We start from the raw sequence: 26,709 nt of genomic DNA on the forward strand, positions 1-26,709 counted from the left end.
GTTTTGGTTTGAACTGTTAAAACCCCACAATCCTTTTTTTTTGTTTATTTTACTTAAACAACTATTGATACCTTAATTATGGTTCAAGGTTTTGTACTGTACTACCTACGGAAATGCAACAATAATTTGGACGATCACTAAGGTTTAGTGGCTACATTTTGATATAAACCCGCGTTAGGGACCGCGGCGGCATCCCCGCAGCAGCGCAAGGGATATAGCCAAGGGCCCGCCCGACAAAGGAGGGAACGCCCAGAGTAGAATGTCAAAAACCTTTAGATATTTGAGTTTATCAGAATGAATAGCTTTTAGATGGAATCTTATTCCCGCTAAACCATAAATACAGGGCCTACCCCCTATTCTTATTGATATTATAAAATAATCCTAATTTTATAAAACCTATAGAATATACAGTAACTTTGCCAGCATTAATCATAAAAATTAAGAACCATGAAAAAATTATTAGTTTTATTTACTGTGTTCACCTTAACTGCTATCGGCGCTAATGCTCAAGCTATTTCCAACAATGCTTTGGGACTGAGAATTGGGGATAATGACGGATTTGGAGGGGAAATTTCCTACCAAAGATTGCTTTCCGAAAACAACAGATTAGAATTTGATCTAGGTTGGAGAGACTCTAACAATGTAGATGCTTTTAAACTTGTAGGCTTGTACCAGTGGGTTATGAATATTGAAGGTGGCTTTAACTGGTTTGTGGGTGCTGGTGCCGGACTAGGTTCTTACGATTCTCCGAACGGTGATGGTACGTTTGCACTTATTGCAGGTGATATTGGAATTGAATACAATTTTGATTTCCCCCTTATATTGTCCTTGGATATGAGACCAGAACTTGGTTTTAATAATAGTTATTCAGACGACCTGGATTTAGATATTGCTTTGGGGATTAGATACCAGTTTTAAATAATAGCTTCAGGAATTTAGCACTAGGCACGGACATTGACCTAACTACGCTAAAGATTCCTAACAACACCTATCAAAGAGGTATCCACTTTTGGATGCCTCTTTTTATTTTACACCACTGTATTTTTACCTCAGACAGGAACAGGTTCTACAACAGCGCTTGAACGGCCAACCAGGCCATTAATCCGCCTCCTATTTCCAAGGCAGATTCGTCTATATCAAAAGTAGGGGTGTGCAATCCGGAAGTAATTCCTTTGTTTTCATTCCCAACCCCCAACAAATAAAAGCAGCCTTGATTTTTTTGGGTATAAAAGGCAAAATCTTCTGCGGCCATCCATGGTTCTAAATCTTCCACTTGTGATTCTCCCAAATACCCTTTGGCACTGTTTTTCATTGATTCGGTTAAGGCCAAATCATTCCGCAGATGTGGATATCCTTTGGGAATATCTACGATACACTCTGCTCCCATCCCATCGGCAATGGCCGTTACCAATTTGGTTAATTTCTCAATGGCCTCTGTCCGCCAGTTTTCGTCAAAGGTTCTAAAAGTACCTTCAATGGTTACCTCATCGGGGATCACGTTATTGGCACCATCGCCAATAATTTTTCCAAAAGACAATACGCTTGGTGTTTTGGGCGAAGCCATTCTACTAACCAGCTGTTGGGCCGCCACGATAATATGCGATGCTATAAGAATAGGATCTATACATTCTTCGGGCACCGCAGCATGTCCGCCCTTTCCTTTTACTGTAAGGTATATTTCGTCCATGCTTGCCATAAATTGCCCTCCCCTAAAACCTACCTTTCCTACTGGCAGATTAGGTATAACGTGATGCCCTAAATGAGCGACCTTACCCAAGGCTTTATAGGCAGGCTCTTTCATTACCAAGGTTGCGCCTCCGGGCATCAATTCTTCCCCGGGCTGAAACAATAATTTTATAGTGCCAGAATATTCTGTTCGCAGTTCAAATAAGATTCTTGCCGTTAGCAATAAGGAAGTCATATGGGCATCATGGCCACAAGCATGCATAACCCCTTCATTTTGGGAAGCATAGGATACTACATTTTTTTCATGAATAGGAAGCGCATCCATATCGGCCCTTAGGAGTATTGTTTTTCCCTTTGTTTTCCCTTCTATACTTGCCAATAATCCAGTTCCCGCAACAGTTTCAATGGAATCTATTCCTATTGCCAACAATTGTGTTTTTACAAAAGCCGCTGTTTTATACTCCTTAAAGGAAAGCTCGGGATGGCTATGCAAATACCGCCTCACCTCCACATAGTCGTTCGCATACCCTTTTGCCAATTGTTTTATTTTCTCCTTTAATCCCATTTCTATTACTATTTAAGTAAAAAATCTTCGAAACCAACAGAATTCAGTTGTTGATAATTCCCCGGAACATCGGAAACCATAAAAAACTCCACTGCTGTATTCCCATTTTTTATCAAACCAGCCTTTTCTTGGCCTCCTACACTAAAAGCCGAGGCATAGGCATCGGCCATACTTCCATTGGGAGCTATGGTGGTAACTTGTATATTATTACTCAATGCCATTCCCGATTTTGGATCTATGATATGGGAGTACCGTTTTCCATCTACCCATACATATTGGTACAAATCGCCAGAAGTAGCTATTGCCCTATTTTTTAATTTGATCCTTTGTACTATCTCCTTTCCTTCCTTGTTATAATAGCCAAACCCTACAACCCAATAATCTTTATCGGCCGGTGGATCACTGACCGTGATATCGCCTCCCATGTCTACCATTGCCGATGATATTCCGTTTTGCTGTAAAAGTTTTATCGCTTCATCGGCAGCATACCCTTTTCCTATCCCCCCAAAATCTAATTGCATGGCGTCTCCTTGTATGCTTACTACATTTAGTGATGGAAAATGAATATTGTGAGAGCCAGTATTCTTCATGGCCAGTTGTATCTGTTCTGTTGTTGGCAACACCTTTGTTTTTCTCGTCGTCTTCCAAAGCGCTATTAAGGGCCCCATGGTGATATCGAAGGCGCCATGGGTCTTTTGACCATATTGTACGGATAGCTGTAAAATATTGAACAAGTCGTCATGAACGGACACGTTTATTTTTGACGTCTTACTCAGTCTTGTCAGGTCGCTATCGGGCAAATAATTACTCAAAACACCGTTCAGTTCATCGATCCTATTGAATACCAATTGCGCTATGGAATCGGGGTTTTGTTGAATTTGGGCATAGAAAACCAACCTGATTTGCGTTCCCATTTGTTGGTGGGAATATTCAAATCTAGATTGCGAATTTGCTACCCCAAACCAAAGAAGAAAACATAAAAAGACGTAATTCATTTTTTTCATACCGTCCTATTAAACTGGGTAATGTATTCGTTATTTGATTCCTAGGAAACCCAATGAACTACAATAGTCGCTCTGGTATACTACTTATCAACAGGAGCAACTAGATCGTTTTTTTACACAATAAAATTAGGCCTTAGAATACACCAAATCAAAATTTACGGTAACATTTTCACCTACCACTATTTGGCCAAACATTGCTGTTGGCGGTGCTATATTATAGTCTGTTAAATTTATTTCTTTATTCCCCTTTATAAAATACTCCTTGCCTGTTTTACGGATTTCACAGCTAAGGACAACGTCCTTGGTCACTCCTGCAATGGTAAGCAAACCCTTAATAGTACCCTTGGAAGCATCGGCATCCTTTTCTGTTAGTTCCTTTAATTTAAAAGTCACCTGCGGATGTTCTTCCATTTTTAAAGCGCTATGGAGTTTCTTATCCATAGACGCTCCACGTTCGCTATTGATCTTTTCTACTGTTACTTCTAAGGTAAGCTCCTTGATAAGATTTTCTTTGTTTTGAATTGTTCCCTTCATGGCATTTGCCTCCACTATCCAGTCGCTTACCGTGGAGCTACCATTAATGGTGACTACACTTTTTGGGGATAAGGAATATTTTTCTTGTGCTTGGCTTATAAAAACCACTGGTAACAAAAGAAGCAATAACAATATGTTTTTCATGTATTTTTCGTTTATGGAAGTCTACATTGCCTATAGGAAAGTAGCTCCGTGGTTGTTTATTTTATGTTTTATATGGTTTCTTCTCCAAAAAGTCCTCCTAGCCATCCTTCGCTATTTAAAACTTAGGAGTACAAATCATTTTTATTCATCCAATACCGTCTGCCAAAATTTCTTTTGTTCTTCTGCACTAGGCTGTGTTTTTGGACTTACCAATCTAAATCCGATAAAATTAGAATCGGTATTCCACCAAAAGCTTTTCGGAATTTGCGGATCTCGTTTCTGTAATTTCAAGCTCGATGCTACTCTCCTTGAAGATCGCAACACCTCAGCATCATCGTCCCATGACCCTCCTCTGATCACTCTCGGGTGAATTACGGTAGGTTGTACCCACGGATTATTTTCTTTGGTACTGGCATAGGCATTTTCCTTGTATTCGTCCAAGGTCCATTCGGCGACATTCCCATGCATATCATACAAGCCCCAAGGGTTCGGCAATTTGGTACCTACCTTAGCGTATTGATTATTGGAATTTTTATAATAAACCGCATAATCGTCTATTTTTGAGATATCGTCCCCAAAAGAATAAGCGGTATTGGTCCCTGCCTTGGCCGCATATTCCCATTCTGCCTCTGTAGGCAAACGATAAAAAGTGCCCGTTACAGAACTTAACCACTTACAGAACACCAAAGCTGAGTAAGCAGACATACTAATGGCCGGATATCCTGTCTTTCCCATTCCATAAGACGGATCTTCATAAGGCGGACTCGGTCTGGTGATAGCATCCAAATCTGCCAGTTTGCCCTTTTCTATTTCCTGAAACAACTCCTTATTCTGTTTAAAAAAGAGTTCAAACACTTCCCAGGTAAGTTCATATTTCCCCATCCAAAAGGCATCTAGGGCCACTTCTTTAACTGGACCTTCGTCGGCTTTTCTATTGGGCTCTGAAGCCGGGCTCCCCATCATAAAACTTCCTTCGGGGATCAGTACCATATCAAAGGAAATATCCGTTGCTGGAATGTTTTCTGTAAATTCTTTCGGAGCAGCTGGTGCTTTCGGACTTCCCTGAACCACTGTATTTTGTGTTTTACAGGATTGTAGGGACATAAAAATGGCTGGAATAATAAATAAAGAAGGCTTTAGTAAACCTGGATTAATTTTAAGCATTGGTTTGATTAATTAGCGTCAACCACTAAAATTATTACTATTATTTGAAAAAAATAAGAATAAGCTACATTTTACTTAAATTATTTAAAAGTTTGTGAGGTATATCCCTTAAAAACTGTTCATATTTTTTGTAATATTGACTAAACCATAAAACCGCACTGCCATGAAAACCAATTTCTTAGCAATTTTTCTTATAGGGATATTTTTTAATTGTTTTGTAGGTTATGGACAACTAAAAAAAATAGCTTCTGTAGAAGGCATTACCGAATATAGGATGGATAATGGATTAAAGGTGTTATTATTTCCCGACAATTCTTCTCAGACCATTACCGTAAACATCACCTATTTGGTCGGTTCTCGTCATGAGGGATATGGAGAAAAAGGAATGGCCCATCTTTTAGAGCATATGGTTTTTAAGGGTACTCCGAACCATCCAGACATTCCCAAAGAATTAAGTGCTCGTGGAGCCCGCCCCAATGGCACTACCTGGTATGACAGAACCAATTATTTTGAATCCTTTAATGCAACGGACGACAATTTGGAATGGGCCCTAGACTTAGAGGCCGATAGAATGGTGAATTCCTTTATCGCCAAAAAAGATCTTGACTCCGAATTCAGTGTCGTGAGAAATGAATTCGAGAGTGGGGAAAACGACCCTACAAGGGTACTTATGGAAAAAGTAATCAATACTGCTTTCGTATGGCACAACTATGGCAATTCTACTATAGGCAACCGTTCGGATATAGAACGGGTACCCATTGAAAACCTACAAGCTTTTTATAAGAAATTTTACCGCCCCGACAATGCGGTCCTAATGGTAACAGGGAAATTCGATGAGAGCAAAACCCTTTCCTTGATTGAGGAAAAATTTGGGAAAATTGAAAACCCCTCCATTCCTTTAAGGGACTCTTATACTGAAGAACCTCCACAGGACGGGGAAAAAACCGTTCATATTAGCAGGGTCGGGGATTTACAAATTGCCTCGGCGCTCTACCATACGCCGGCTGGTTCCCATGAAGATTATGCGGCCATTTCTATCATAGGGAACATCCTTTCGGACGAACCCTCGGGCCGCCTGTACAAAGCATTGGTCGAAACCCAGAAAGCATCTTCTATTTGGGCCTTCTCTCCTTTTACCAAGGAACCAGGTTTTCTTTATATCAATGTAGATGTCCCTTCGGATAAAAATGCCAATGATGCCGAAAAAATCTTAAAAAGCACTTTAGATGGCATAAGGGCTACCCCCATCACCCAACAAGAATTAGAAAGAGCCAAGGCCAACTTGCTAAAACGCATCGATCAAATAAGCCGAAATTCGGCTTACTTGGGCACCTATATGAGCGAGTTTATTGGGGCCGGCGATTGGCGACTTAACTTTATCCATAGGGACAGGATAGAAAATATGAGTTTGGAAATGATCAATGAGGTTGCTCAAAAATATTTTATTCCTACCAATAGAACCATCGGAAGATTTATCCCTAGCAAACATCCCGAACGGGTTAGCATTGCCCATACAGAAAACCTGGATTCCCTTGTCTCCAATTACCAGGGGAGAGAAGATATGGGTACCGGAGAGTCGTTTGACGTTGCCTATGATGCGATCCAAAAAAGGCTAGCCCTTGGAACCTTATCCAATGGTATTGAATACGGGATCATTGAAAAAAGCAACCGAGGAAATACGGTCAGGGTAAATTTCAGTATTCGCAATGGCAATGCCGTGTCCCTTTCTAACAAGGGGGTAATACCATCTTTAACCGCCAGTATGCTCAACAAGGGCACTAAAAATAAAACAAGGCAAGAAATTGAGGATCAACTCAGCAAGCTAAAATCATCTATAAGCTTTCGGGCCAGCAATGGAAACACCTATATAAGCGTAGTATCTACCCAAGAAAACCTAATGGCCTCGATGGCCCTAATGGCAGAAATGTTAAAAAGTCCGGCCTTTGAGCCCAAGGAATTGGAAAAATTAAAAACAGAACAGTTGGCCTATTTAGAAATGAATAGCAGCGAACCGCAATTCTTGGCCTCTAAACGCATGGCACAAATAGAAAACCGCTTTGCCAAGGGACACCCCTTATACAACATGACCGTTGAAGAGGAAAAAGCCGCAATTAAGGCAACAACCATAGCAGCGATACAAAAATTTCATTCTGAATTCTATGGTTTAGGAAAGGCCATTATGGTTGGCATTGGTACTATGCAAGCCCAAGAAGTAAAGAATTTTATGGAAAAAGAATTTACCGGGTTTAAAGGCAAACACCCCTACGAACGCTTAAAAGACCCCTATTTCCCTACCATAGCAATCAATGAAAATATAATCACCCCAGATAAAAAGAATGCCATGACCCTTGGTCGTTTGCATCTAAAAATAAGCGATGTCCACCCAGATTACCCAGCGCTCAACATCGCCGCGACCATTTTAGGAGGCGGATTCCTAAACTCGAGAATAGCAGAGCGATTACGTCAAAAAGATGGTGTTAGTTATGGGGCTGGCGCAGGGTTCCAAGCTGATTCCAATAGGGAAGATGAAAATTCTGCCATGTATTTATACGCTATATATGCCCCTGCCAATTACGACAAGGTTCAACTTGGTTTTAAAGAAGAAATTGATCGCTTTATCAATGAAGGTATCACCGAGGAAGAACTTAAAAATGCCGTTAATGGATGGATACAGGAAGAAAATGTTTCCAGGGCCAAAGACGGAGAATTGGCTAGTATCATTAACAATAACATCTTTTATAACCGCGGGATAGAATTTCAAAAATTATTAGAAAAGAAAATTAGCGATTTAACTGTTTCCGATGTTAACAATGTGATTCAAAAATACGTACAAGCTTTTGAAAACTGGACTGTAATCAATGCAGGGGACTTTCAAGCTCCCTAGAAACCTAGGGGCCACTATTCAGAAGCCCCTGTATAAGGGTTTGCATCCTCGTTTCTCTTTCAAATAGAAGGATTGTATTAATGGAACACAATGATGCGTTAGGGACCGCGGCGGCATCCCCGCAGCGCAGCAAGGGATATAGCCAAGGGCCCGCCCGACGTAGGAGGGAACGCCCACATTAGTATGCCAATAAATACGGATATTAAAATACACATATTCATTACTACATCCGGATTTTTTATTGATATGCCCCTTTAAATACCGCCCATCAGGTGTAAGGCAGTCATTTTTTAAAGGGCCAGATCAATCTTTTTACTGTTCCAAATTTACGGCACCAAAATCCATTAGCACTCCTTGATCAAAACTGAGGTAGACAGCGATAGGATTGCAACACACTTCACAGTCTTCTACATACGATTGTTTGGAGATGGAAGGATCTAACAAAAAGGAAATTTCTTCCCAGCAATACGGACATTGGAAATAGTGTTCGTACATCATATTTTTCGTTCATTCCTCACAAGATAGCAAAATATTGACCACTTAAATATAGAAACTTCTAAAGGATCAAAGGTGGTTTATAAAACCATAAAATATCCGATCAAAAAAAAAGAGACACCGGCGGCATCTCTCATAGATCAATTAACGAAAGTATTTATTAGTCTATCTTTTCATCTTCAAATTTAGTATCGGCCATCCTTGTCTTATCGATCTCAAACTCCTTAAACCTGTTATCGGCTTTCTCTCTATCATAATCCAACACCAACAACTTGGTAGTATTTAGGTGGAGGATATTATCGAAGGAAAAAATATTGTTATTCTGAATTTGAAGCACTTCTAAATTTGCCAACTGTTCAAATTCCCTTGGAATGCCTCCCCCAAGGTCGTTGTTAGCAAGTACCAGTTCCTTTAATTGCTTTAAATGGCCCAACTGGCCTGGAATAACCCCGTTTAACCTATTTTGAAAAAGCCCCAAACGTTCTAATTTTGTGAGTGTTCCTATGCCAACAGGAATTTTACCGGCCAGATCGTTACTAGATAAATTAAGCTCTTGTAAATTAGAAAGATTCCCTATGCTTTCTGGAATTTCGCCTGAAAAGAAATTATTGAATGCGATAAATTTCACCAAAGACTCCATATCACCAATTTCCGTAGGGATAGGTCCATTCATTTGGTTCATCTCTATTTTTAAGAGCTGTAGTTTTCTCAGTTTCCCTATGCTTTTTGGCAATTCGCCTTTTAAATTATTAAAAGCCAAATTAAGCTGTTCCAAATGTTTTAGATCTCCTATCTGCTGCGGCAAGCTACCACTAAGGTTATTTCTAAAAAGGTCTAAACCCACTACTTTGTTGTTTTGAATACGAACCCCATGCCAAGAAGCAACATCCGTATGTACGTCCCAGCTATGGACCCAGCTTTCGCCGTTGGTGTTCTCAAAAAGCGCTATTAAGGCGTTTTTTTCCTTTTTAGATACTTGCGCCTCTACAAAGTTGTGACATGCAAATAAACATATAAGAAGAGTTGTTATAAACTTGGGGGCGAGTTTGTGGCAAACTGATTTCATATGAGGCTATTTATGGATTTTTAAAGGTCATATGTAATTCGCATAGCTGAATTCATATTTGCGACCAGTTTCCGGCCATGCTCATTTCATATCTTTGCTTTTTATGGCAATTACACGCTTAATAAAGCACTAGGCAAGAAGGAATTACACCACAAACCTCGTTTATTCTTAGATAAACAGCAAAAATACTCGATAACGAACCCTTTGAGCTATGGTATTTGTGGTGAAACCCTTAAATCTTGTGGTGAAACCACAAAAATCCAATAGTCAATTTTAACCTAGGAAACCTCTTCTAGCTCCATGGTCAATTCTTCCCAGTCGGCCATTAGGGCTTCTAAATTTCTTTTTTTCTTCTCGTAATTCTCAAAAAAGTTAGGTTTAGCCATCGTAGCGTCATAATCCTTCAGCAGATCATCGTCTAAATCTGCGATCTGTTTTTCTAGCTTTGCTATGTCACTCTCAATATTACTCAGCTTATTCTTAAGAGCTTTAAGTTTCTTCTGCTCCTCAAAACTTAATTGTTTCTCCTGGGGCTTTTCCTTTTTAATATTGATGGTCTGCTTTTTTTCTATCGCTCTAAAGTCTTCTACCTTTCGCTGCTCCAAGTAAAAATTAACATCGCCCAAATACTCCTTTATCTTACCGTCTTTAAACTCGTATACCTTATTGGTTAAGCCTTGTAAAAAATCCCTATCGTGCGACACCAATATCAGGGTACCGTCAAAATTCTGAAGGGCTTGTTTCAGTACGTTCTTAGATTTAATATCGAGGTGGTTGGTAGGCTCATCCATTACAAGCACGTTAAAGGGCTGCAACAACATTTTGGCCAAGGCCAAACGGTTTCTTTCCCCTCCAGAAAGTACTTTTACGTACTTATCTACATCGTCGCCCCTAAATAAGAATGATCCCAGGATATCTCTTACCTTGCTCCTATTCTTTTCATTGGCGGCATCGATCATGGTATCCAATATGGTTTTGTTACCATCTAAATATTCTGCCTGATTCTGGGCAAAATATCCTATTTGCACATTATGTCCTAATTTTAAATGTCCTTGGTGCTCTAGTTCTCCGACCATTATTTTGGCCAAGGTAGATTTCCCTTGTCCGTTCTGCCCCACAAAGGCAGTCTTAGAGTCTCTTTCTATAAGAAGATCTATTCCCTGAAGCACATGTTTGTCCCCATAGCTTTTAGATAAATTCTCTATTTCGGTTACCACTTTTCCTGGGGTCACCGAAACTTGAAATCTCAAATTCATCACACTATTATCGTCCTCATCGACCTCGATACGTTCTATCTTATCGAGTTTCTTTATCAGGGACTGCGCCATAGAAGCCTTTGTTGACTTGGCCCTAAATTTTTCGATCAGTCGCTCTGCCTGTTGTATTTCCTTGGCCTGATTTTTCTGAGCACTTAATTGTTGCTGTTTGATTTCGTTTCTCAGCACCAAATATTGTGAATAGGGTTTGTTGTAATCGTAGATTCTACCCAAGGAAATCTCAATGGTACGGTTGGTAACGTTGTCTAGGAACATTTTATCGTGGGAAACGATCATTACCCCTCCCGTATAGCTTTTAAGATAGTTTTCTAACCATACGATCGACTCAATATCCAAGTGGTTGGTAGGCTCATCTAAAAGCAGCACATCGTTGCTTTGCAACAACAGCTTTGCCAACTCTATCCTCATTCGCCATCCTCCCGAAAAGGTTTCTGTTTTTTTATCAAAATCATCACGTCTAAACCCAAGTCCCAACAGCACTTTTTCTGTTTCCCCTTGGTAATTGTATCCACCGAGTATTTCGTAGTGATGGGTTACATCGTTAAGATCAATAATCAGCTGATTGTAGGCTTCACTCTCATAATCGGTACGTTCTGCCAATTGATGGTTGATATCATCTAGACGTAACTCTAGGCTTTTTATTTCTTCGAAAGCCTGGTAAGCTTCTTCCAAAACAGTTCTTCCCAATTCAAAATCGACATCCTGACGTAAGAACCCCATTTTAAGATCCTTATCAGAGGCTATTGTTCCAGAGTCGATAGGCATATCTTTGGACAATATTTTTAATAGGGTAGACTTCCCTGCCCCATTTTTTCCAATAAGTCCAACTCTATCACCGCTCAGTAATCGGAAAGAGATTTCTTCAAATAAGTATTCTCCACCAAATGAAACAGAGAGGTTATGGATATTCAGCATAATTTGTAATATTGTATTATTAAGTCGCTTATCAAAAGCGTATTTTTGGAAAAACTTTTGCAAATGTTAAAAAAAGGAAGCAAACTCTACAGCATTTTAACAGGAACTTGTCCTAAGTGCCACGAAGAAAGCATGTATAAGGATAAAAACCCTTATAATATGCTTAATATATTTAAAATGCATGAGCGTTGTTCCCAATGCCAAACAAAATACAAAATAGAACCTTCGTTCTTTTTTGGGGCCATGTATGTTAGTTATGGGGTAGGTGTAGCCTTTTCTGTGGCTGCCTTTATTATTTCCTTTGTATTTTTTGACACAACACTATTGCAATCTTTTTATGCAATATTGGGCACCCTTTTCGTGTTCATGCCTTTTATTATACGAGTCTCACGTAACATTTGGATCAATTTCTTTATAAGTTACGATCCAAAAGCTACTAAAATTACCTCTTAAAGTGCTTTTTTGTAAACCGGGCAATATCTATTTCAGCATCTAAAGGCATATTATTTTCTATATAACCGTATAATTTTTTAGCGGCTGTGGGCCCTATCATTACACCCCGAGTTCCCAAGCCGTTGAGAACGAACAAGTTTTTATGAATCGGATGGCTGCCCACTAAAGGGCGCCTATCGCCAACGGTAGGCCGTATTCCCGCTTCCTGGTCTATTACCTCGTAATCGCATTTTAAAAAGGTATTTAACTTATCTATCAGCTCCAATTTAGATTCTTCTGTGGGGGTATTGGTTTTGTCCTTCCACTTGTAAGTAGCGCCTATTCTATACAGATCATCTCCCATAGGGATAATAAAAACCGAAGATTTAATAACATTTTCCTCCTTCAATTTTGGAGCCTTTATAGTTAATAACTCACCTTTGGTACCATTGAGGGGCAAATAGTTAAAATAAGGATTGTGATGAAGCCCGAATCCGGTTGCAAACACCAAATATTTAGCTTTTATACCCTTGTAGGTTATACTATCATCCTGTATTTCAAGGGTATTAAAAGAAAAGCTCTCTTGTAAAAACCTATTTGATTCTTTCAAATAATGAGCATAGGAGCTTAATAGTTTTGGAGTATCCAATCTGCCGGTATGTAAAACTTCGCCATACCCAAACGGCGCTTCTATACTAGCATTAGTATTGACCCGTATTTTGGTAGAAAGGAAAGGTGCCAAACTGGGTTTGTCTGCCGCCTCGAACCATAAGTTTTGTTCCTCTATAGAGGCAAAACGCCTCAAAACCGGAACTTTATAATCTAAAGTGGCATTTAACTTTCTTTCTATGGCATTATAAAAAGGGATGGCTTCCGTTAACTGCTCATGGGCGTCCCATGCCAGGGTAAATCGCTTTAAAATAACCGGATTGTACAATCCGCCTGCCACCACGGACGAGGTTTGGGAATTGTCACTGATCGCCATAAAAGACTTACCGTTCCTATCTAAATGCTCACAAAAGGAAATTCCGGCTAATCCCAAGCCTACTACCAAATAATCTACCATAGGCCAAAGGTAGTGAAAGGCACAAAAAAAAAGAGGCTATCTCAGAAAGATAACCTCTTTTTTATATAGATAAATTGTATTTTTTTATAGGTCCTTAGTAAGCCCACATATCTTGTTCCCTATCTCTGATAGTTTCTTTGATACGTTTGGCTTCCAACAACTGAAACAGGGCATTATCGGAAATGTAATCTTTTACACTACGGTCCCCATGCACGTTGTCTTCCTTGTAAATAGTAGCATTGAAACGTCTAGAATTCAACAACATATCAAAAGATATTGGTTGGGCAGAATTACGTTGATTGAATACCTTTGCCTCGTGCAAAATTTGTCTTGCGCTTGGGTACCATACCCAGAACAAAGGTACTTTTGCCTCTGCCAAATCCATAGAATCATCATCTATAAAGTTTACATCCGGGGCCACTGGAGCAATGCCCAGCAAGCGGTACTTAAGTTCTCCCTGTCTTTTATCAAAGTACCACATTCCTTTAATTAGGTACTCCTCTAAATCTGCCGCCACAATATTACGTCTGTTGATATACTCTGGAGAAACCCGTTCTCCTGCGTTGTACTGCTCATACCCCATATCGGTGGTATCTACCTTTTGCAAGGTAGCCTCTAGGTCTTTAAACTCTCTTTTTTCGGTAAAATAAGAATCTACATAGATGTCTTTTAACTTTCCATTTTTAATGTTTTTAATCAGCACATCGTACAGAGACCTTCTATCGGTACCAATATCAATGGTATCCAATGGATAGTACAATGGGAAATTAACACGCTCGTCCAAATCTATCACTTCCCACACGGTTTTAGACCAAAGGATATCCCTGTCGTCTACATAGCCGTATTTTAGCGGAGCGTCATTATCTTTCTCCTTCTGTGCTTCTGTCTTTAATCCAATTTGTTCCGGTTTTTTGGCATTTAAAATATTTGCCTGAGCCGAAATAGATATCGGTAACAGCGTTACAGCACCAATTAATAAAACATTCTTCCAATTCATCTGTTAAAATTTATAGTTCTTATAGCTCAGATGTAATATCCAGTACATATTGTAGCAGCCTCACTATGTACTGGTTTATGTTACAAAATCACTAGCTCCTAGTTTGTGATCTCCACAACTACCGGAGATACTTTTTTAAGCTTATAGTTTTTATTATTCGTAATATACGCTTCTATATCGAATATTTGAACGGCATCACCACGCCCTGCTCTTTGCAAGGCCGACTTAGCTCTGGCATCCAATTTATTTCCGTTGACGCTCACTGTTGGCTGCCCTGGAACTTTAAATTTAAATCCGCTTACGGCAAGGTTTAAATCAAAGTCGAAGTCTTCTAAAAGAGCCCCCACGGTAGCAATTTCCAAATTATTTTTACCCATTTTGGCAGTTCCAGACTCCCCTCTGATAGATCCCGAAGGTCTTGGAATATCTTTGATCCTAAATTCTGAAGAAGTACGTATCGTTTGTCCGTCTGGAAGTTTTCCTGAGGCTGTAATAGACACTGTTCTTCCCGTACCAGGATTCATAACATACTTGCTACCGCTTTGTTTGCTTAGTCCCGCCGCAGAAGCACTCACATTGTTATCTGGTATTCCTGGAATGGATATGGTAATAGGGTTTGCCACCCCACGATACACCACATTCATTTTATCGGCAGAAATAACGGCTGCATTTGGCTTGGTTATCGTTGCAAAGGTAGACGACACTGGTACTTCGGTACGCTCCCCATCTTGTAAGAACACCAAATTACCTTCTATCTTGTGATCTCCGGCACTACCGGCGCTCACCATTAACCTAACTTTTCCATCTTCGATGGCATAGTCCGTGCCTTCCACCAATTTTCTACCATCCAAGGTTAAGTTTACCTCATTTGGTTTTGTCGAGGCATCCTTACGGCCTAATACAATGTTACCCACAAACTTTTCCCCTGCGTAAAAAGCAGACTTCTCCTGCTCTAAAAGAGTGGTATAATTGGTCATGGATACTTCACTGCTCAACTGGCCTTGCAGCATTGCTTTTAAGGCATCTTCTTCGGTAGCCTTCACATCGGCCTGCAAAGAAGTGATTTTTGTCAAGGAAGCCACTAAAGGGTACCCTTCAAAGTTGTAGTTTAACCAGTCCTGTTTAGAACCGTCTCTTTTTTCTACTTTTCCATTGGCATCGCCAGTTTCGAATCTGGATTGTACAGACGACCTGACATCTTTTAATGCCTCGGGCATAGCCTCAGAGACCTGAGTACGGTATGCTATCAATTTATCCAAGAACTCTTGCCCTTCTTTACTTAAATTATCTCCTTGAAAAAACCGTTGATCCAAGAAATCGGTCTTGTCCATTACTTGATAATCCTTAGGATCCTTCACATCGGCCATCATCTCTTTTTTCAGCCCTTCTAGATAGAGGTAATACTCTTGAGACAATTCCTTTATTCTTTTTGCATCCTCTAAAAGGGGACCAAATTTTTCTTTATTTTCCGAAGCTTTGGTTTCCAATCCGCTAAGGAAAGCCATGTTATTTTCGGTGGTCTTAACGTTAGAGGCTTCTAACTTTTCGTTCATAAGACCGAAAGCCGAAAGCACTTCCTTTCCCATGTTTAAGGCCAACATCGCGATGAAAATCAAATACATAAGATTAATCATCTTCTGACGTGGTGTATCTTTTCCTCCTGCCATTTTCTAATTAGTTTTAATTGTTAAATTGATTTGGGTTTGGTTATGATAACCACTAACTAGTTTCTGTTCATGGCAGATAACATTCCTCCATACACTCCATTTAAGGACGACAAATTGGTAGCCAACGATTGCATTTGCTCTTTTAGGGCGCTAGAATTCTGAACTACTTCTTCGTTAATGGTCGCTTGTCTGCTGGCACTTTCCAATTGTACTTTGTACAGACTGTTTAAGGATTCCATTTGCGCTGCCGCCTGGACCATTTCATCAGAATATTTCTTTGTAGATTCCATAGCATCTACTGTTGGGGCAATCCCTTTGGCTGCGCCTTCAAAATTTCTAATGCTCGAACCTAGACTCTCCATAAGGTGGGCATCTACCCCGGCCTCTTTTAATAAGTCGTCTAATTTTTTAGACAAGGAGGCTTCTGCTTCTTTGGTTTCGGCAATGGCATTGGTTTTCCCTGCGGAAGCTCCTCCGTTTAACTCTGGATATACCAAAGACCAATCGTATTCGTCATCTACAGGTTCAAAAGCACTTATCGCAAAAATTAATGCCTCGGTTATAAGACCTACCGCCAATAATAATCCGCCCGTAAGGGGGCCAAATTGCCAATGAAGAATTTTAAACAATGCTCCAATAATTACCACCGAAGCTCCAAGGCCATAGGCCATATTAAATAATTTTTTTGTTGATTTTGATTGCGCCATGATTTTAGATTTTTAATTAGGTTATATAAATAATAAGTATTTGGTACGTAGGTTAAATGTTATGCTTTTATCTGGTAGCATCTTCCTCTCCCATATAGTCTTGCACGGTTCTAAAACCGATATAACTACGGGCAGAATCCTGATACTCATAATCCCTGGTACTTACTTGTAGGAAGTAAGCAACATCTTTCCATGATCCTCCTCGAATAACCTTTCTGGCATTCTGGTTAGACCCGGCATTAGGGTTCATGGTAGAAACATAGGCGTAAGAATTTGGGTCATAACTACTGTTCGTCCATTCCGATACGTTTCCGGCCATATTGTACAAATTGTAATCATTGGGCTCATACGACTTTGCCTCTACGGTATACAGTGCTTGGTCGGCAGCATAGTCGCCACGGTTAGGCTTAAAGTTTGCCATGAAGCAACCTGTATCCCCTATCACATAAGGCCCTCCCCAAGGATAGGTACCTCCTTCGATACCCCCTCTGGCGGCATACTCCCATTCGGCTTCCGTGGGTAGTCTAAATTGGTTCACGAATTGCTTCCCCTTGCTTTTTTGGTCGTCATTCTTATACTTGGTACGCCAGTTACAAAATGCCTTTGCCTGTTGCCAAGTAACCCCTACTACAGGGTAGTCGCTATAGGCATCGTGCCAAAAGTAATCGTTGTGCATGGGTTCGTTATAAGAATATTCAAAATCCTTAATCCATACCGTTGTATCTGGATATATGTTAAGCTCTTCCTGACGAATAAAATCTTTTCTTTTACCGGATTTTGCGCGTGCAGCTGCTTCGATATCCATCCAACTGTACTTATACTTTAGTTTTTTAACATCGATAGAACTTAGGCCATTATAAGAATCTTCCAGGGGTAGATAAATAGAATCGATCATAATCTCCGCATAATATTCATCCGGATATTTAGCTACGTCCCAAATAAGATCTATCTTTTTATTAAGAGCTCTTTCCTCATAACCTGTAGTGCCCATTCCGGCATAATTATCGAGCATATACTTATCATATACGGATGCCCTTGTAGTATCGGCATCTTTAAAGGCATATCTTCCAATACCGCCATCGTCAGGACCTAGTCCTAATTCATCGGCAAGAATGGCTAATTTAGTTCTGGTGATAGAATCTTTTACCCACTCTACAAACTGCCTGTACTCACTATTGGTAATTTCCGTATCATCCATATAAAAAGAACGTACGGTAACGGTTTTTGTAGGTGCATTCAGAACTTGGGCCATATCCTCTTCCGCCTTACCCATGATAAAAGATCCACGTGGGATTAACTCCATACCATAAGGCTTTTCGGGGTACCATTTTTTTCCCTTGACTCCGACTAGTTCTCCTTTTGTCTTGGACCCACAACTTGCGAGTAAAAAAACAAATGCTATAGATAACAACAATAGCTTCTTCATACTTTAGGTTAAATTTCGATTATGATTATAAATGCCAACACAATTACTATTCTTAAAACTGCTTTTTAAATAATTTATTGTTTAAAACAATCTATCCTCTTAAAATTAATTGATTAATTAAATCCTTTTTTATAGGCTTTAAACCATCTTTCAGGAATATTCTGGTTACAGGCCTCTAAATAATCGGCCTTAGTGCACGGTAATAACGCCGGTGAATATATTTTAGTATGGGAACTTAAAACAGAAGGCACTTCTACCCACCATCTTTCGGTAAGATGACTTTTAAAAAAGACCAACGACCTATCTTCGGTAGGAACGGTGTACTTGCTAAAATCATTGCTTTCACTAGTAGGCTCTTCCACTATCCTAAAATTCACGCCTTCTATAAAATACCAGATGATTTGTGCCATCAACTGAAAAGACTGATTTGAGTTTTCTATTTCGTAGATTCCAAATACGGACACTTTTTCACTAATTCCGGCATAACGAGCAATGGCACAGATTTCGCGCCCTGTAAATCCGTTCGGAGAAAAACTATCGGAATACCCTATATCTGCCGATCTTATAGCGCGGGCATCCATACTCACCAGATTAGCATTTCTAAGCACCGGCTCTGCCAAGCTAATATCCGAAATTATTTCGCCAAGCCTATAGGCATCAAAAAAAAGCCGATCCATTAAGTCTATTTCTTCCTGAGAATTGAAATAGCTTTGGTAGCCTATATTGGAAAAATTAAAAAGATTATTGGGCTTGTCGGTAATAATTTTACTCATATAAGAATGAGTAGAAATAATATTTTCGTCCATCCCAAAGTCGAACCTACTATCAATGGCCACCAAATTGACCATTTCTTTCAAACCGTCAAAGGCCCTATAGGTAGCATAGGTAATATCTTGGGTTGCCCCTATTACCACAGGAACTATATTGTCTTTTAACAGTTGGGCCACTACCTCTTTCACCACAAAATAGGTATCTGCTATAGAATTCCCTTCTTCTATATCTCCCAAATCGACTATAGAAGTATTCCAATTCCCCTTCATCAGCGCATATAACTGCAATCTGATCTGGGATAAATCCAATCGCTCGGATTTGGTCTCTAGTGCATTCCTAGACTCGTTCACCCCCAAAATAGCAAGATGTACCGTCTCTAATTCTGGTAGCCCATAACGAGCAGTATGCTTATTAATATGCCTTCCCAATGCTTGGGAAGGCAATTGTTCACAATGGTCCAATACCTGTTCACTAACAGGTACCAAAAAATCAAATGCCATATTATTTTTTAGCCTTAGGCTTTGGTTTTGCTTTTGCCTTTGTTTTTTTCTTAGGCGTCTTTTTCTCTATCAGAGCAATCGCCTCTTTCAGCGGAAAATTGGCAGCATCGATATCCTTCGACAACTCAACCTTTATTTTCCCTTTTATAATATTATGCCTTCCCCATCGGGCCTTTTCTATTCTGATTCCTTCTTCGGGCCAATCCTGGACAACCTTGTCTATCTCCTTTTGTTTTTTTACTTCTATAAGCTCCTCGATATCGGCCTTACTTAGATTGTCGTAATCGTATTTCTTGCTTACATTAATAAAAATCCCGTTCCATTTTATAAACGGACCAAATCTACCTACTCCTTTGGTCACTTCATGACCTTCGTATTCGGCAATAGGAGCATCGGCTTTTTGTTTTGCCTTTATAAGTTCAATGGCCCTATCCATACCTATATCCATGGCACTCTCGTCTTTATCCAAAGAAATAAATTTCTTTCCAAATCGGATATAAGGTCCAAATCTTCCCACATTTGCTTCTACTTCTTCCCCCTCATATTCGCCTAGGGATCTCGGTAGTTTAAACAACTCCATTGCCTCTTCAAAACTAATGGAAGCCAAGGACTGCTCTGGCAACAAGCTCGCAAAGGTCGGTTTCTCCTCGTCATCAACAGTTCCTATCTGTACCATGGGTCCAAAACGCCCTAAACGTACAGAAACTTGTTTCCCCGTTTTGGGATCGGTACCCAAAATACGTTCACCACTGGCCCTATCTGCATTTTCTTCTACATGCAATACTTTAGGATGAAAGTCACTGTAAAATTCTTTCATCACTTTCTTCCAATCCTCATCTCCGGAAGCAATTTCATCAAAATCCTCCTCTACTTTAGCCGTAAAGTGATAATCTAATATACCTTCGAAATGACTAACCAAAAAGTCGGTTACAATAACACCTATATCTGTAGGCACCATCTTACCTTTATCCGACCCTACATTTTCCGAAAGGTTCTTGGTAGCCACCTTATTTGACTCGAGAACAAGCTGAACATATTTTCGTTCTACCCCTTCTATGGTTCCCTTTTCTACATATCCTCTATTCTGAATGGTAGAGATTGTCGGCGCATAGGTCGACGGTCTTCCAATTCCCAATTCTTCGAGCTTTTTAACCAAAGAAGCCTCAGAAAATCTGTAAGGAGCCCTAGAGAAACGTTCGGTAGCAGTGATATGGTTATTCAATATCTCTTCCCCTTCCTTCATGGCAGGAAGCATTCCTTCTTGCTCTTCGGCATTGTCCTCATCATCGGTTCCTTCCAAGTAAACTTTTAAGAAACCGTCAAACTTAATCACCTCCCCATTGGCCGTAAAGGCTTCATTATGGGTATCTGTTTTTATCCTGACATTGGTACGTTCCAATTCTGCATCGCTCATTTGAGATGCCAAGGTACGTTTCCAAATAAGTTCGTATAATTTAGCCTGGTCCCTTTCTAAGGATGGCGATTGATTGGTCATTTCTGTAGGGCGAATGGCTTCGTGAGCCTCCTGTGCACCCTTAGATTTGCCCGTAAAATTTCTTTCCTTACTATATTTCTTTCCATAATTGGAAATAATGGCTTCCCTAGCAGCGTCAAGGGCCTCTTTTGAAAGGTTGACACTATCGGTTCTCATATACGTAATAAGTCCGGCCTCGTACAAACGTTGGGCCACCTGCATGGTTCTGGAAACCGAAAAATACAGTTTTCGCGAAGCTTCCTGTTGTAAGGTAGAGGTCGTAAAAGGAGCGGCCGGGGATTTCTTGGCCGGCTTTTTATCTAAACTGGCAATAGAAAAATTAGCCCCTATATTTTGCTTTAAAAAGGCTTCTGCCTCTTCTTTACTGGCAAAAGTCTTATTTAATTTTGCGTTGAACACATTGCCTTCAGCAGTTTTGAACGATGCTGCTACCCTAAAAGAAGCTTCCGGGGTAAAGGATTCTATGTCGCGTTCACGTTCTACAATTAAACGCACCGCCACAGATTGTACCCTACCGGCAGAAAGACCCGGTTTGATCTTTTTCCATAAAACTGGCGAAAGTTCGTATCCTACCAATCTATCCAATACCCTTCTTGCCTGTTGGGCATTTACTAGATTAAAATTGATCTCCCTTGGATTTTCAATTGCCTTTTGAATGGCCGATTTGGTTATGGAGTTAAAAACAATACGTTTGGTCTTGTCTTTATCCAATTTAAGCTCCTCGGCCAAATGCCAAGAAATGGCCTCACCCTCCCGGTCTTCATCACTCGCTAACCATATCGTTTCTGCCTTACTCGCTAAATCCTTTAATTTTTTAACAAGGGCCTTTTTATCGCTATCAACAATATATTTAGGTGTAAAATCATTATCGACATCCACCCCCAATTCTTTAGAAGGCAAATCGGCAATATGCCCAAAACTGGACTCTACCTTAAAATCTTTACCTAAAAATTTCTCTATTGTTTTCGCTTTAGCCGGAGACTCTACGATTACTAAATTCTTTGCCATTAACTTGTTTTTGGATACACAAAAGTATACCAATTTTTTTATTTATAAGATTATCATTTCCTAACGCCCTAAAAACAACCCCTTTTTAAAGCTGTATTTCACAGCTTTTTTATTCCAATTGCCTCGCTGAAAAGCCCTTTAAAAAACGCCTCTTTTTTTAGATTCCTCCAATGTAAAAAACTTCTTCTCTTTTCCCTAATTTTTATCGCATCGTCTTCAATGGAATTAGATTTTACATTTTCAACACTGCTCTTCCAAACCTACAAGTCTTACAGTAGTCTACTACACCCACTTCTTCATAAAAATCGCAACCGATATTTTTATAAAGTTAAACACACCTTAATTATAAGACCGAACGGATTTTCTAAATAAGTATGACCTTATTATAAGGACAAACCAATTTCTAAAACGAGCGTGGCCTACAACTGCTCGCAAGTGCGACTTGCATATGCCCCTTAAAAAAACAATAAATATCTGCATACGCAAAATACGAGGCAGCTTCGAAATTAAAAAACCCATTGCACAAAACCAGCTTTCAGCCCCTTATTTACCAATCGCAATCTTATAACTCCTATTGATTTTTGAGAAATATTTAACTGTCAATTTGTCACAACTCTCTATATAGTGCTATCTTTGCAAACCCTTAAAGTTTAAGACAAATGCACAATAACGAGGAAAAGACCATAGATGAATCTGTACAAGGCACTGCCTTATCTATCGAAAAGAAACCTAATAGCAGCCGCAAGCTGTATATAGAAAGTTATGGATGCGCCATGAATTTTGCGGACAGTGAAATTGTTGCTTCCATTCTTTCCCAAGAAGGATTTAGTACCACTCAGGAATTGGAAGACGCAGACCTTGTTTTGGTAAACACCTGCTCTATCCGTGAGAAAGCAGAGCTTACCGTAAGGAAACGTCTTGAAAAATTCAATGCCGTTAAAAGAACAAGACCGCACATGAAAGTGGGAGTTCTAGGCTGTATGGCAGAACGTCTTAAAACAAAATTACTTGAAGAGGAGAAAATTGTAGACATGGTCGTTGGCCCTGATGCCTATAAAGACCTTCCCAACCTAATACAAGAAGTTGATGATGGCCGCAATGCGGTAAACGTAATCTTGTCCAAGGAAGAAACCTATGGCGATATTGCACCTGTCAGACTGAATTCAAACGGAGTTACGGCCTTTGTTTCCATTACCCGTGGCTGTGATAATATGTGTACTTTTTGCGTGGTGCCATTCACCAGAGGAAGAGAACGTAGTCGCGACCCACAATCTATTTTAGAAGAAGTAAACGACCTATGTGAAAAAGGTTTTAAAGAAATTACCCTTCTTGGCCAAAATGTAGACAGCTACCTTTGGTATGGCGGTGGTCTTAAAAAAGACTTTGTAAAAGCCTCGGATATGCAGAAAGCTACTGCCGTAAACTTTTCGGACCTACTAGACATGGTGGCCGTAGCACAACCTAAATTAAGAATCCGCTTCTCTACCTCTAATCCACAGGACATGACCTTGGATGTTGTTAAAGTGGTAGCCAAGCACAAAAATATCTGCAACTATATTCACCTTCCCGTACAAAGCGGTAGCAATAGAATTTTAAAGGAAATGAACCGCCTGCATACTCGTGAAGAATATATAGAACTAGTAAAAAATATTAAAACCATCATCCCAGACTGCTCTATTTCACAAGATATGATTACTGGTTTCCCAACAGAAACCGAACAAGACCATCAGGACACTTTGTCTTTGATGGAAGAAATACAGTACGATTTTGGCTATATGTATGCCTATTCCGAAAGACCAGGCACCTCCGCTGCCCGTAACCTGGAAGACGATGTGCCCGAAGAGACAAAAAGCAGAAGGCTTTCAGAAATTATCGCCTTACAACGCACGCACGGACACTTTAGGAGCAAGCAGCATATAGGAAAAATAGAAGAGGTCCTCATCGAAGGAACCTCCAAAAAATCGGATCAGGAATGGATGGGAAGAAACTCCCAAAGCTCTGTGGTGGTTTTCCCTAAAGAAAACTATAAGGTTGGGGATTTTGTTTTGGTAAAAATTACCGACTGTACTTCTGGTACCCTATTAGGTACTGCAGTAGGTCTCTCGGACAACAATTAAAATCAGGACCTGATTTGAAACCCCAAAATTCACTTAACAACATTTTAAGGTCAGCCTAATATTTCTATTAAGAATATGGAATCGATTCAATCTATAAAACAACGCTTTGAAATCATTGGCAACGATGTAAAACTCAATCGTGCCATAGAAAAAGCTATCCAGGTTTCCCCTACGGACATTTCTGTATTGGTCACTGGTGAAAGTGGTGTTGGAAAGGAAGCTATCCCTAAAATCATCCATTCCCTTTCGCACAGGAAACATGCCAAATATATCGCTGTCAACTGTGGTGCTATTCCTGAAGGAACTATAGACAGTGAACTTTTTGGACACGAAAAAGGAGCATTTACCGGAGCTACCGCTACCCGTAGCGGTTATTTTGAAGTTGCCGATGGAGGTACCATCTTTTTGGATGAAGTAGGTGAACTGCCCCTGACCACCCAAGTCCGATTATTAAGGGTGCTGGAAAATGGGGAGTTTTTAAAAGTAGGTTCCTCACAAGTTCAAAAAACCGATGTTAGAATCGTAGCGGCAACAAACGTAAATATGTTTGAAGCCATTAAAAACGAAAAATTCAGAGAAGACTTGTACTATCGTTTAAGTACCGTGGAAATCAATATTCCACCCTTGCGAGAACGAAAAGAAGACATCCACATCCTCTTCCGAAAATTTGCCTCCGATTTTGGCCAGAAATACAAAATGCCTACCATTAGGTTAGCCGATGATGCCATTCAGCTGCTCATAAAATATCGTTGGCCAGGGAACATTCGACAATTGCGAAATATTGCGGAACAAATTTCTGTCTTGGAGAAAGACAGAAACATCACCATGACAGCCCTGAACAATTATTTGCCAAACTCCTCTAATACCAATCTCCCGGCTATTGTAGCCAAGGAGAAAAAAGAAAGTGATTTTAGCAATGAACGCGAAATTTTGTACAAGGTACTTTTTGATATGAAAAGTGACTTGAACGATTTAAAAAAATTAACTTTAGAGATCCTTAAAAATAATGATACGGAAAAGGTACAGGAAGAAAACGAAAACCTGATCCGAAAAATTTACGGGGAAAGAGAAAAGCAATATAACGATGAGGAAGATAGCTCGGAACTTAATGTTTTGCAACTACCCGAGCCGCCTAGAGAGCCCGTTGTAAACAAACCTGTGATTGAAGACAAGTATCATTTTGCCGAGGAAATTGAAGAGGAAGAAACCTTATCTTTACACGACAAGGAAATAGAACTTATTAAAAAATCGCTGGAAAGAAACAAGGGAAAAAGAAAAGCGGCAGCAACAGAATTAGGAATTTCAGAACGCACCCTTTATAGAAAAATCAAACAATACGACCTTTAAAATGCTTAAAATAAAAAACCAATTACTCCTTCTTATGGTCCTTGCAACGGCTATGGGTTGCGGAATATATAATTTTACGGGCGGGGACGTAGGAACCGCAAAAACCTTTCAGGTAAACTATTTCCAAAATTACGCCTCCCAAAATCCGGGATCTACCTTTGAACCGGGAGTAGACAGGGATTTCACCCTAGCCTTACAAGATTTAATCCTAAACCAGACCAGTCTAGACTTGGTCAAGGCCAATGGAGACCTATTGTACGAAGGCGAAATTGTTGAGTACCGCGTATCGCCCATGTCGGCTACCGCACAACAAAATGCCGCACAAAACCGTTTGAGCATTGCCGTACAGGTACGTTTTTTTAACAATACCAAGGATAATGTAGATTTTGAACAACGATTTTCATTCTTTTTCGATTATCCGGCAAACTCACAGTTAGCTACGGTAAAAGACGAGGCACACCAAATTATTTTTGAGCGTATTACACAAGATATTTTTAACAAATCATTGGCCGACTGGTAAACTATGAACGTACAGGACTTTACATATCTATTACAACACCCCGACAAGGTGGTTACCCCTGTACAGACAAATCACCTAGAAGATGTACTGGCCGAGTACCCATATTTTCAGGCGGCAAGAGCTTTACATTTAAAAGGACTCAAAAACCTAAACAGTTTTAAATACAACAATGCCCTAAAAATTACGGCAGCCTACACGGCAGACCGGGATATATTGTTCGACTTTATTACCTCCAAAGATTTTCTTCAAAATGGCATTGCAGATGCTATTTCGGGAAAATCGACCTCCTTGAACGACACCGAAATTGTTTCGGAAGAGCTTGTCCAGGATTTTAAGGAAGGCAAGGCCCTTATAGAAACCTCGGAAGACGAACCCCTGCCAAGAAGCAAAAAAGATGCAGACGATATCCTAGACCCTTCCCTTTTTAAATCCAAGGATCCCAAAATAGACCAAACTATAGCGGAGGATAAAAAAAAAGTTGAGGATACACTGGAGATCGGACAGCCTTTGCCGTTTACAAAAAAAGAAAAATATTCCTTCGGGGAATGGTTACAATTAACCAATCAAGAACCAGTAACAAGAGAAACTATCAACCCACCTAGCCCCAACAAGGAAAACGCTTCACAAAAAAAGATGAATAGCCTTAAGACCAAAAAGTTTGAACTCATCGATAAATTCATTGAGAACAACCCCAAAATAGTACCTAAAGAAAATACCACCAAGGTAAATATTGCCGACTCTGTCACCTTTGATCAAAATCAATTAATGACCGTTACCCTGGCAAAAGTATATCTAGAACAGAAGAAATATAAAAAAGCAATTCAGGCTTATAAGATTTTAAGTTTGAAATATCCAGAAAAAAGTAGTTTCTTTGCTGACCGAATAAAAGAGATAGAAAAAATACAACACGAAAACCTTTAGA

21 protein-coding genes are annotated in these 26,709 nt (G+C 39.8%); 7 read left to right on the forward strand and 14 right to left on the reverse strand.

From position 1 onward, the window contains the following. Positions 1–447: 447 nt before the first annotated feature. Positions 448–918 (forward strand): hypothetical protein, encoded by a 471-nt coding sequence (locus HCG49_RS05550; protein WP_072764031.1) that lies wholly within the window; start codon positions 448–450, stop codon positions 916–918. A 148-nt stretch (positions 919–1,066) separates the two neighbouring features. Here the strand turns inward: HCG49_RS05550 and HCG49_RS05555 are convergent, their stop codons facing one another. From HCG49_RS05555 to HCG49_RS05570, 4 genes are all read right to left on the reverse strand, one after another. Continuing rightward, a complete protein-coding gene (locus tag HCG49_RS05555) occupies positions 1,067–2,251 on the reverse strand; it encodes a M20 family metallopeptidase (protein ID WP_168468552.1) in 1,185 nt (394 codons plus the stop codon). Positions 2,252–2,259: 8 nt separating this feature from the next. Continuing rightward, on the reverse strand, positions 2,260–3,255 hold the full coding sequence (locus tag HCG49_RS05560; protein ID WP_168468553.1) for an FAD:protein FMN transferase: 996 nt from the start codon (positions 3,253–3,255) through the stop codon (positions 2,260–2,262). Positions 3,256–3,381: 126 nt separating this feature from the next. After that, entirely contained in the window at positions 3,382–3,933 is a 552-nt protein-coding gene (locus tag HCG49_RS05565) for a YceI family protein (RefSeq protein WP_168468554.1), read from the reverse strand. A gap of 141 nt (positions 3,934–4,074) precedes the next feature. Continuing rightward, positions 4,075–5,097, reverse strand: coding sequence for a formylglycine-generating enzyme family protein (locus HCG49_RS05570; protein ID WP_168468555.1), 1,023 nt, complete (start codon positions 5,095–5,097; stop codon positions 4,075–4,077). Between the two features lie 163 nt (positions 5,098–5,260). Here HCG49_RS05570 and HCG49_RS05575 point away from each other — a divergent pair, with 163 nt between their 5' ends. Continuing rightward, complete coding sequence (locus HCG49_RS05575) at positions 5,261–7,981, forward strand: M16 family metallopeptidase (RefSeq protein ID WP_168468556.1); 2,721 nt, start codon at positions 5,261–5,263, stop codon at positions 7,979–7,981. Positions 7,982–8,293: 312 nt separating this feature from the next. Here HCG49_RS05575 and HCG49_RS05580 read toward each other — a convergent pair whose 3' ends face one another. From HCG49_RS05580 to HCG49_RS05590, 3 genes are all read right to left on the reverse strand, one after another. Further along, a complete protein-coding gene (locus tag HCG49_RS05580) occupies positions 8,294–8,476 on the reverse strand; it encodes a CPXCG motif-containing cysteine-rich protein (protein ID WP_168468734.1) in 183 nt (60 codons plus the stop codon). A 160-nt stretch (positions 8,477–8,636) separates the two neighbouring features. Continuing rightward, on the reverse strand, positions 8,637–9,542 hold the full coding sequence (locus HCG49_RS05585; RefSeq protein WP_168468557.1) for a hypothetical protein: 906 nt from the start codon (positions 9,540–9,542) through the stop codon (positions 8,637–8,639). 278 nt (positions 9,543–9,820) lie between these two features. Further along, entirely contained in the window at positions 9,821–11,734 is a 1,914-nt protein-coding gene (locus HCG49_RS05590) for an ABC-F family ATP-binding cassette domain-containing protein (RefSeq protein ID WP_168468558.1), read from the reverse strand. Positions 11,735–11,797: 63 nt separating this feature from the next. Here HCG49_RS05590 and HCG49_RS05595 point away from each other — a divergent pair, with 63 nt between their 5' ends. Beyond that, positions 11,798–12,187, forward strand: a complete 390-nt coding sequence (locus HCG49_RS05595) for a DUF983 domain-containing protein (RefSeq protein WP_168468559.1) — start codon at positions 11,798–11,800, stop codon at positions 12,185–12,187. Here HCG49_RS05595 and HCG49_RS05600 read toward each other — a convergent pair. The 7 genes from HCG49_RS05600 to topA all read right to left on the reverse strand — a co-directional run bounded on the left by HCG49_RS05600 (position 12,177) and on the right by topA (position 21,803). Next, positions 12,177–13,232, reverse strand: a complete 1,056-nt coding sequence (locus HCG49_RS05600; RefSeq protein WP_168468560.1) for an NAD(P)/FAD-dependent oxidoreductase — start codon at positions 13,230–13,232, stop codon at positions 12,177–12,179. The two genes, HCG49_RS05595 and HCG49_RS05600, sit on opposite strands and share 11 nt — an antisense overlap. A 94-nt stretch (positions 13,233–13,326) precedes the next feature. Next, the gene (gene gldN, locus HCG49_RS05605; protein ID WP_168468561.1) at positions 13,327–14,229 is read right to left on the reverse strand and encodes a gliding motility protein GldN; all 903 of its coding nucleotides are present in this window, start codon (positions 14,227–14,229) and stop codon (positions 13,327–13,329) included. A gap of 98 nt (positions 14,230–14,327) precedes the next feature. Continuing rightward, positions 14,328–15,896: a gliding motility protein GldM gene (gene gldM, locus HCG49_RS05610; protein WP_168468562.1), complete on the reverse strand. Its 1,569-nt coding sequence runs from the start codon at positions 15,894–15,896 to the stop codon at positions 14,328–14,330. A gap of 56 nt (positions 15,897–15,952) precedes the next feature. Next, a complete protein-coding gene (gene gldL / locus HCG49_RS05615) occupies positions 15,953–16,603 on the reverse strand; it encodes a gliding motility protein GldL (protein ID WP_168468563.1) in 651 nt (216 codons plus the stop codon). Between the two features lie 67 nt (positions 16,604–16,670). Then, complete coding sequence (gene gldK, locus HCG49_RS05620) at positions 16,671–18,029, reverse strand: gliding motility lipoprotein GldK (RefSeq protein WP_168468564.1); 1,359 nt, start codon at positions 18,027–18,029, stop codon at positions 16,671–16,673. A gap of 113 nt (positions 18,030–18,142) precedes the next feature. Then, complete coding sequence (locus tag HCG49_RS05625; RefSeq protein WP_168468565.1) at positions 18,143–19,300, reverse strand: formimidoylglutamase; 1,158 nt, start codon at positions 19,298–19,300, stop codon at positions 18,143–18,145. 1 nt (position 19,301) lies between these two features. Next, positions 19,302–21,803, reverse strand: a complete 2,502-nt coding sequence (topA, locus tag HCG49_RS05630; RefSeq protein WP_168468566.1) for a type I DNA topoisomerase — start codon at positions 21,801–21,803, stop codon at positions 19,302–19,304. 659 nt (positions 21,804–22,462) lie between these two features. Here topA and miaB point away from each other — a divergent pair. The 4 genes from miaB (at position 22,463) to HCG49_RS05650 (ending at position 26,708) form a co-directional block, all read left to right on the forward strand. After that, positions 22,463–23,920, forward strand: coding sequence for a tRNA (N6-isopentenyl adenosine(37)-C2)-methylthiotransferase MiaB (miaB, locus tag HCG49_RS05635; protein WP_168468567.1), 1,458 nt, complete (start codon positions 22,463–22,465; stop codon positions 23,918–23,920). 75 nt (positions 23,921–23,995) lie between these two features. Then, positions 23,996–25,267 (forward strand): sigma-54 interaction domain-containing protein, encoded by a 1,272-nt coding sequence (locus HCG49_RS05640; protein ID WP_168468568.1) that lies wholly within the window; start codon positions 23,996–23,998, stop codon positions 25,265–25,267. A gap of 1 nt (position 25,268) precedes the next feature. Further along, positions 25,269–25,787: an LptE family protein gene (locus HCG49_RS05645; RefSeq protein WP_168468569.1), complete on the forward strand. Its 519-nt coding sequence runs from the start codon at positions 25,269–25,271 to the stop codon at positions 25,785–25,787. Between the two features lie 3 nt (positions 25,788–25,790). Continuing rightward, positions 25,791–26,708, forward strand: a complete 918-nt coding sequence (locus HCG49_RS05650) for a hypothetical protein (RefSeq protein ID WP_168468570.1) — start codon at positions 25,791–25,793, stop codon at positions 26,706–26,708. Position 26,709: the final 1 nt, after the last annotated feature.

The sequence above is a fragment of the Arenibacter sp. 6A1 genome, assembly GCF_012272855.1.
Classification (GTDB): domain Bacteria; phylum Bacteroidota; class Bacteroidia; order Flavobacteriales; family Flavobacteriaceae; genus Arenibacter.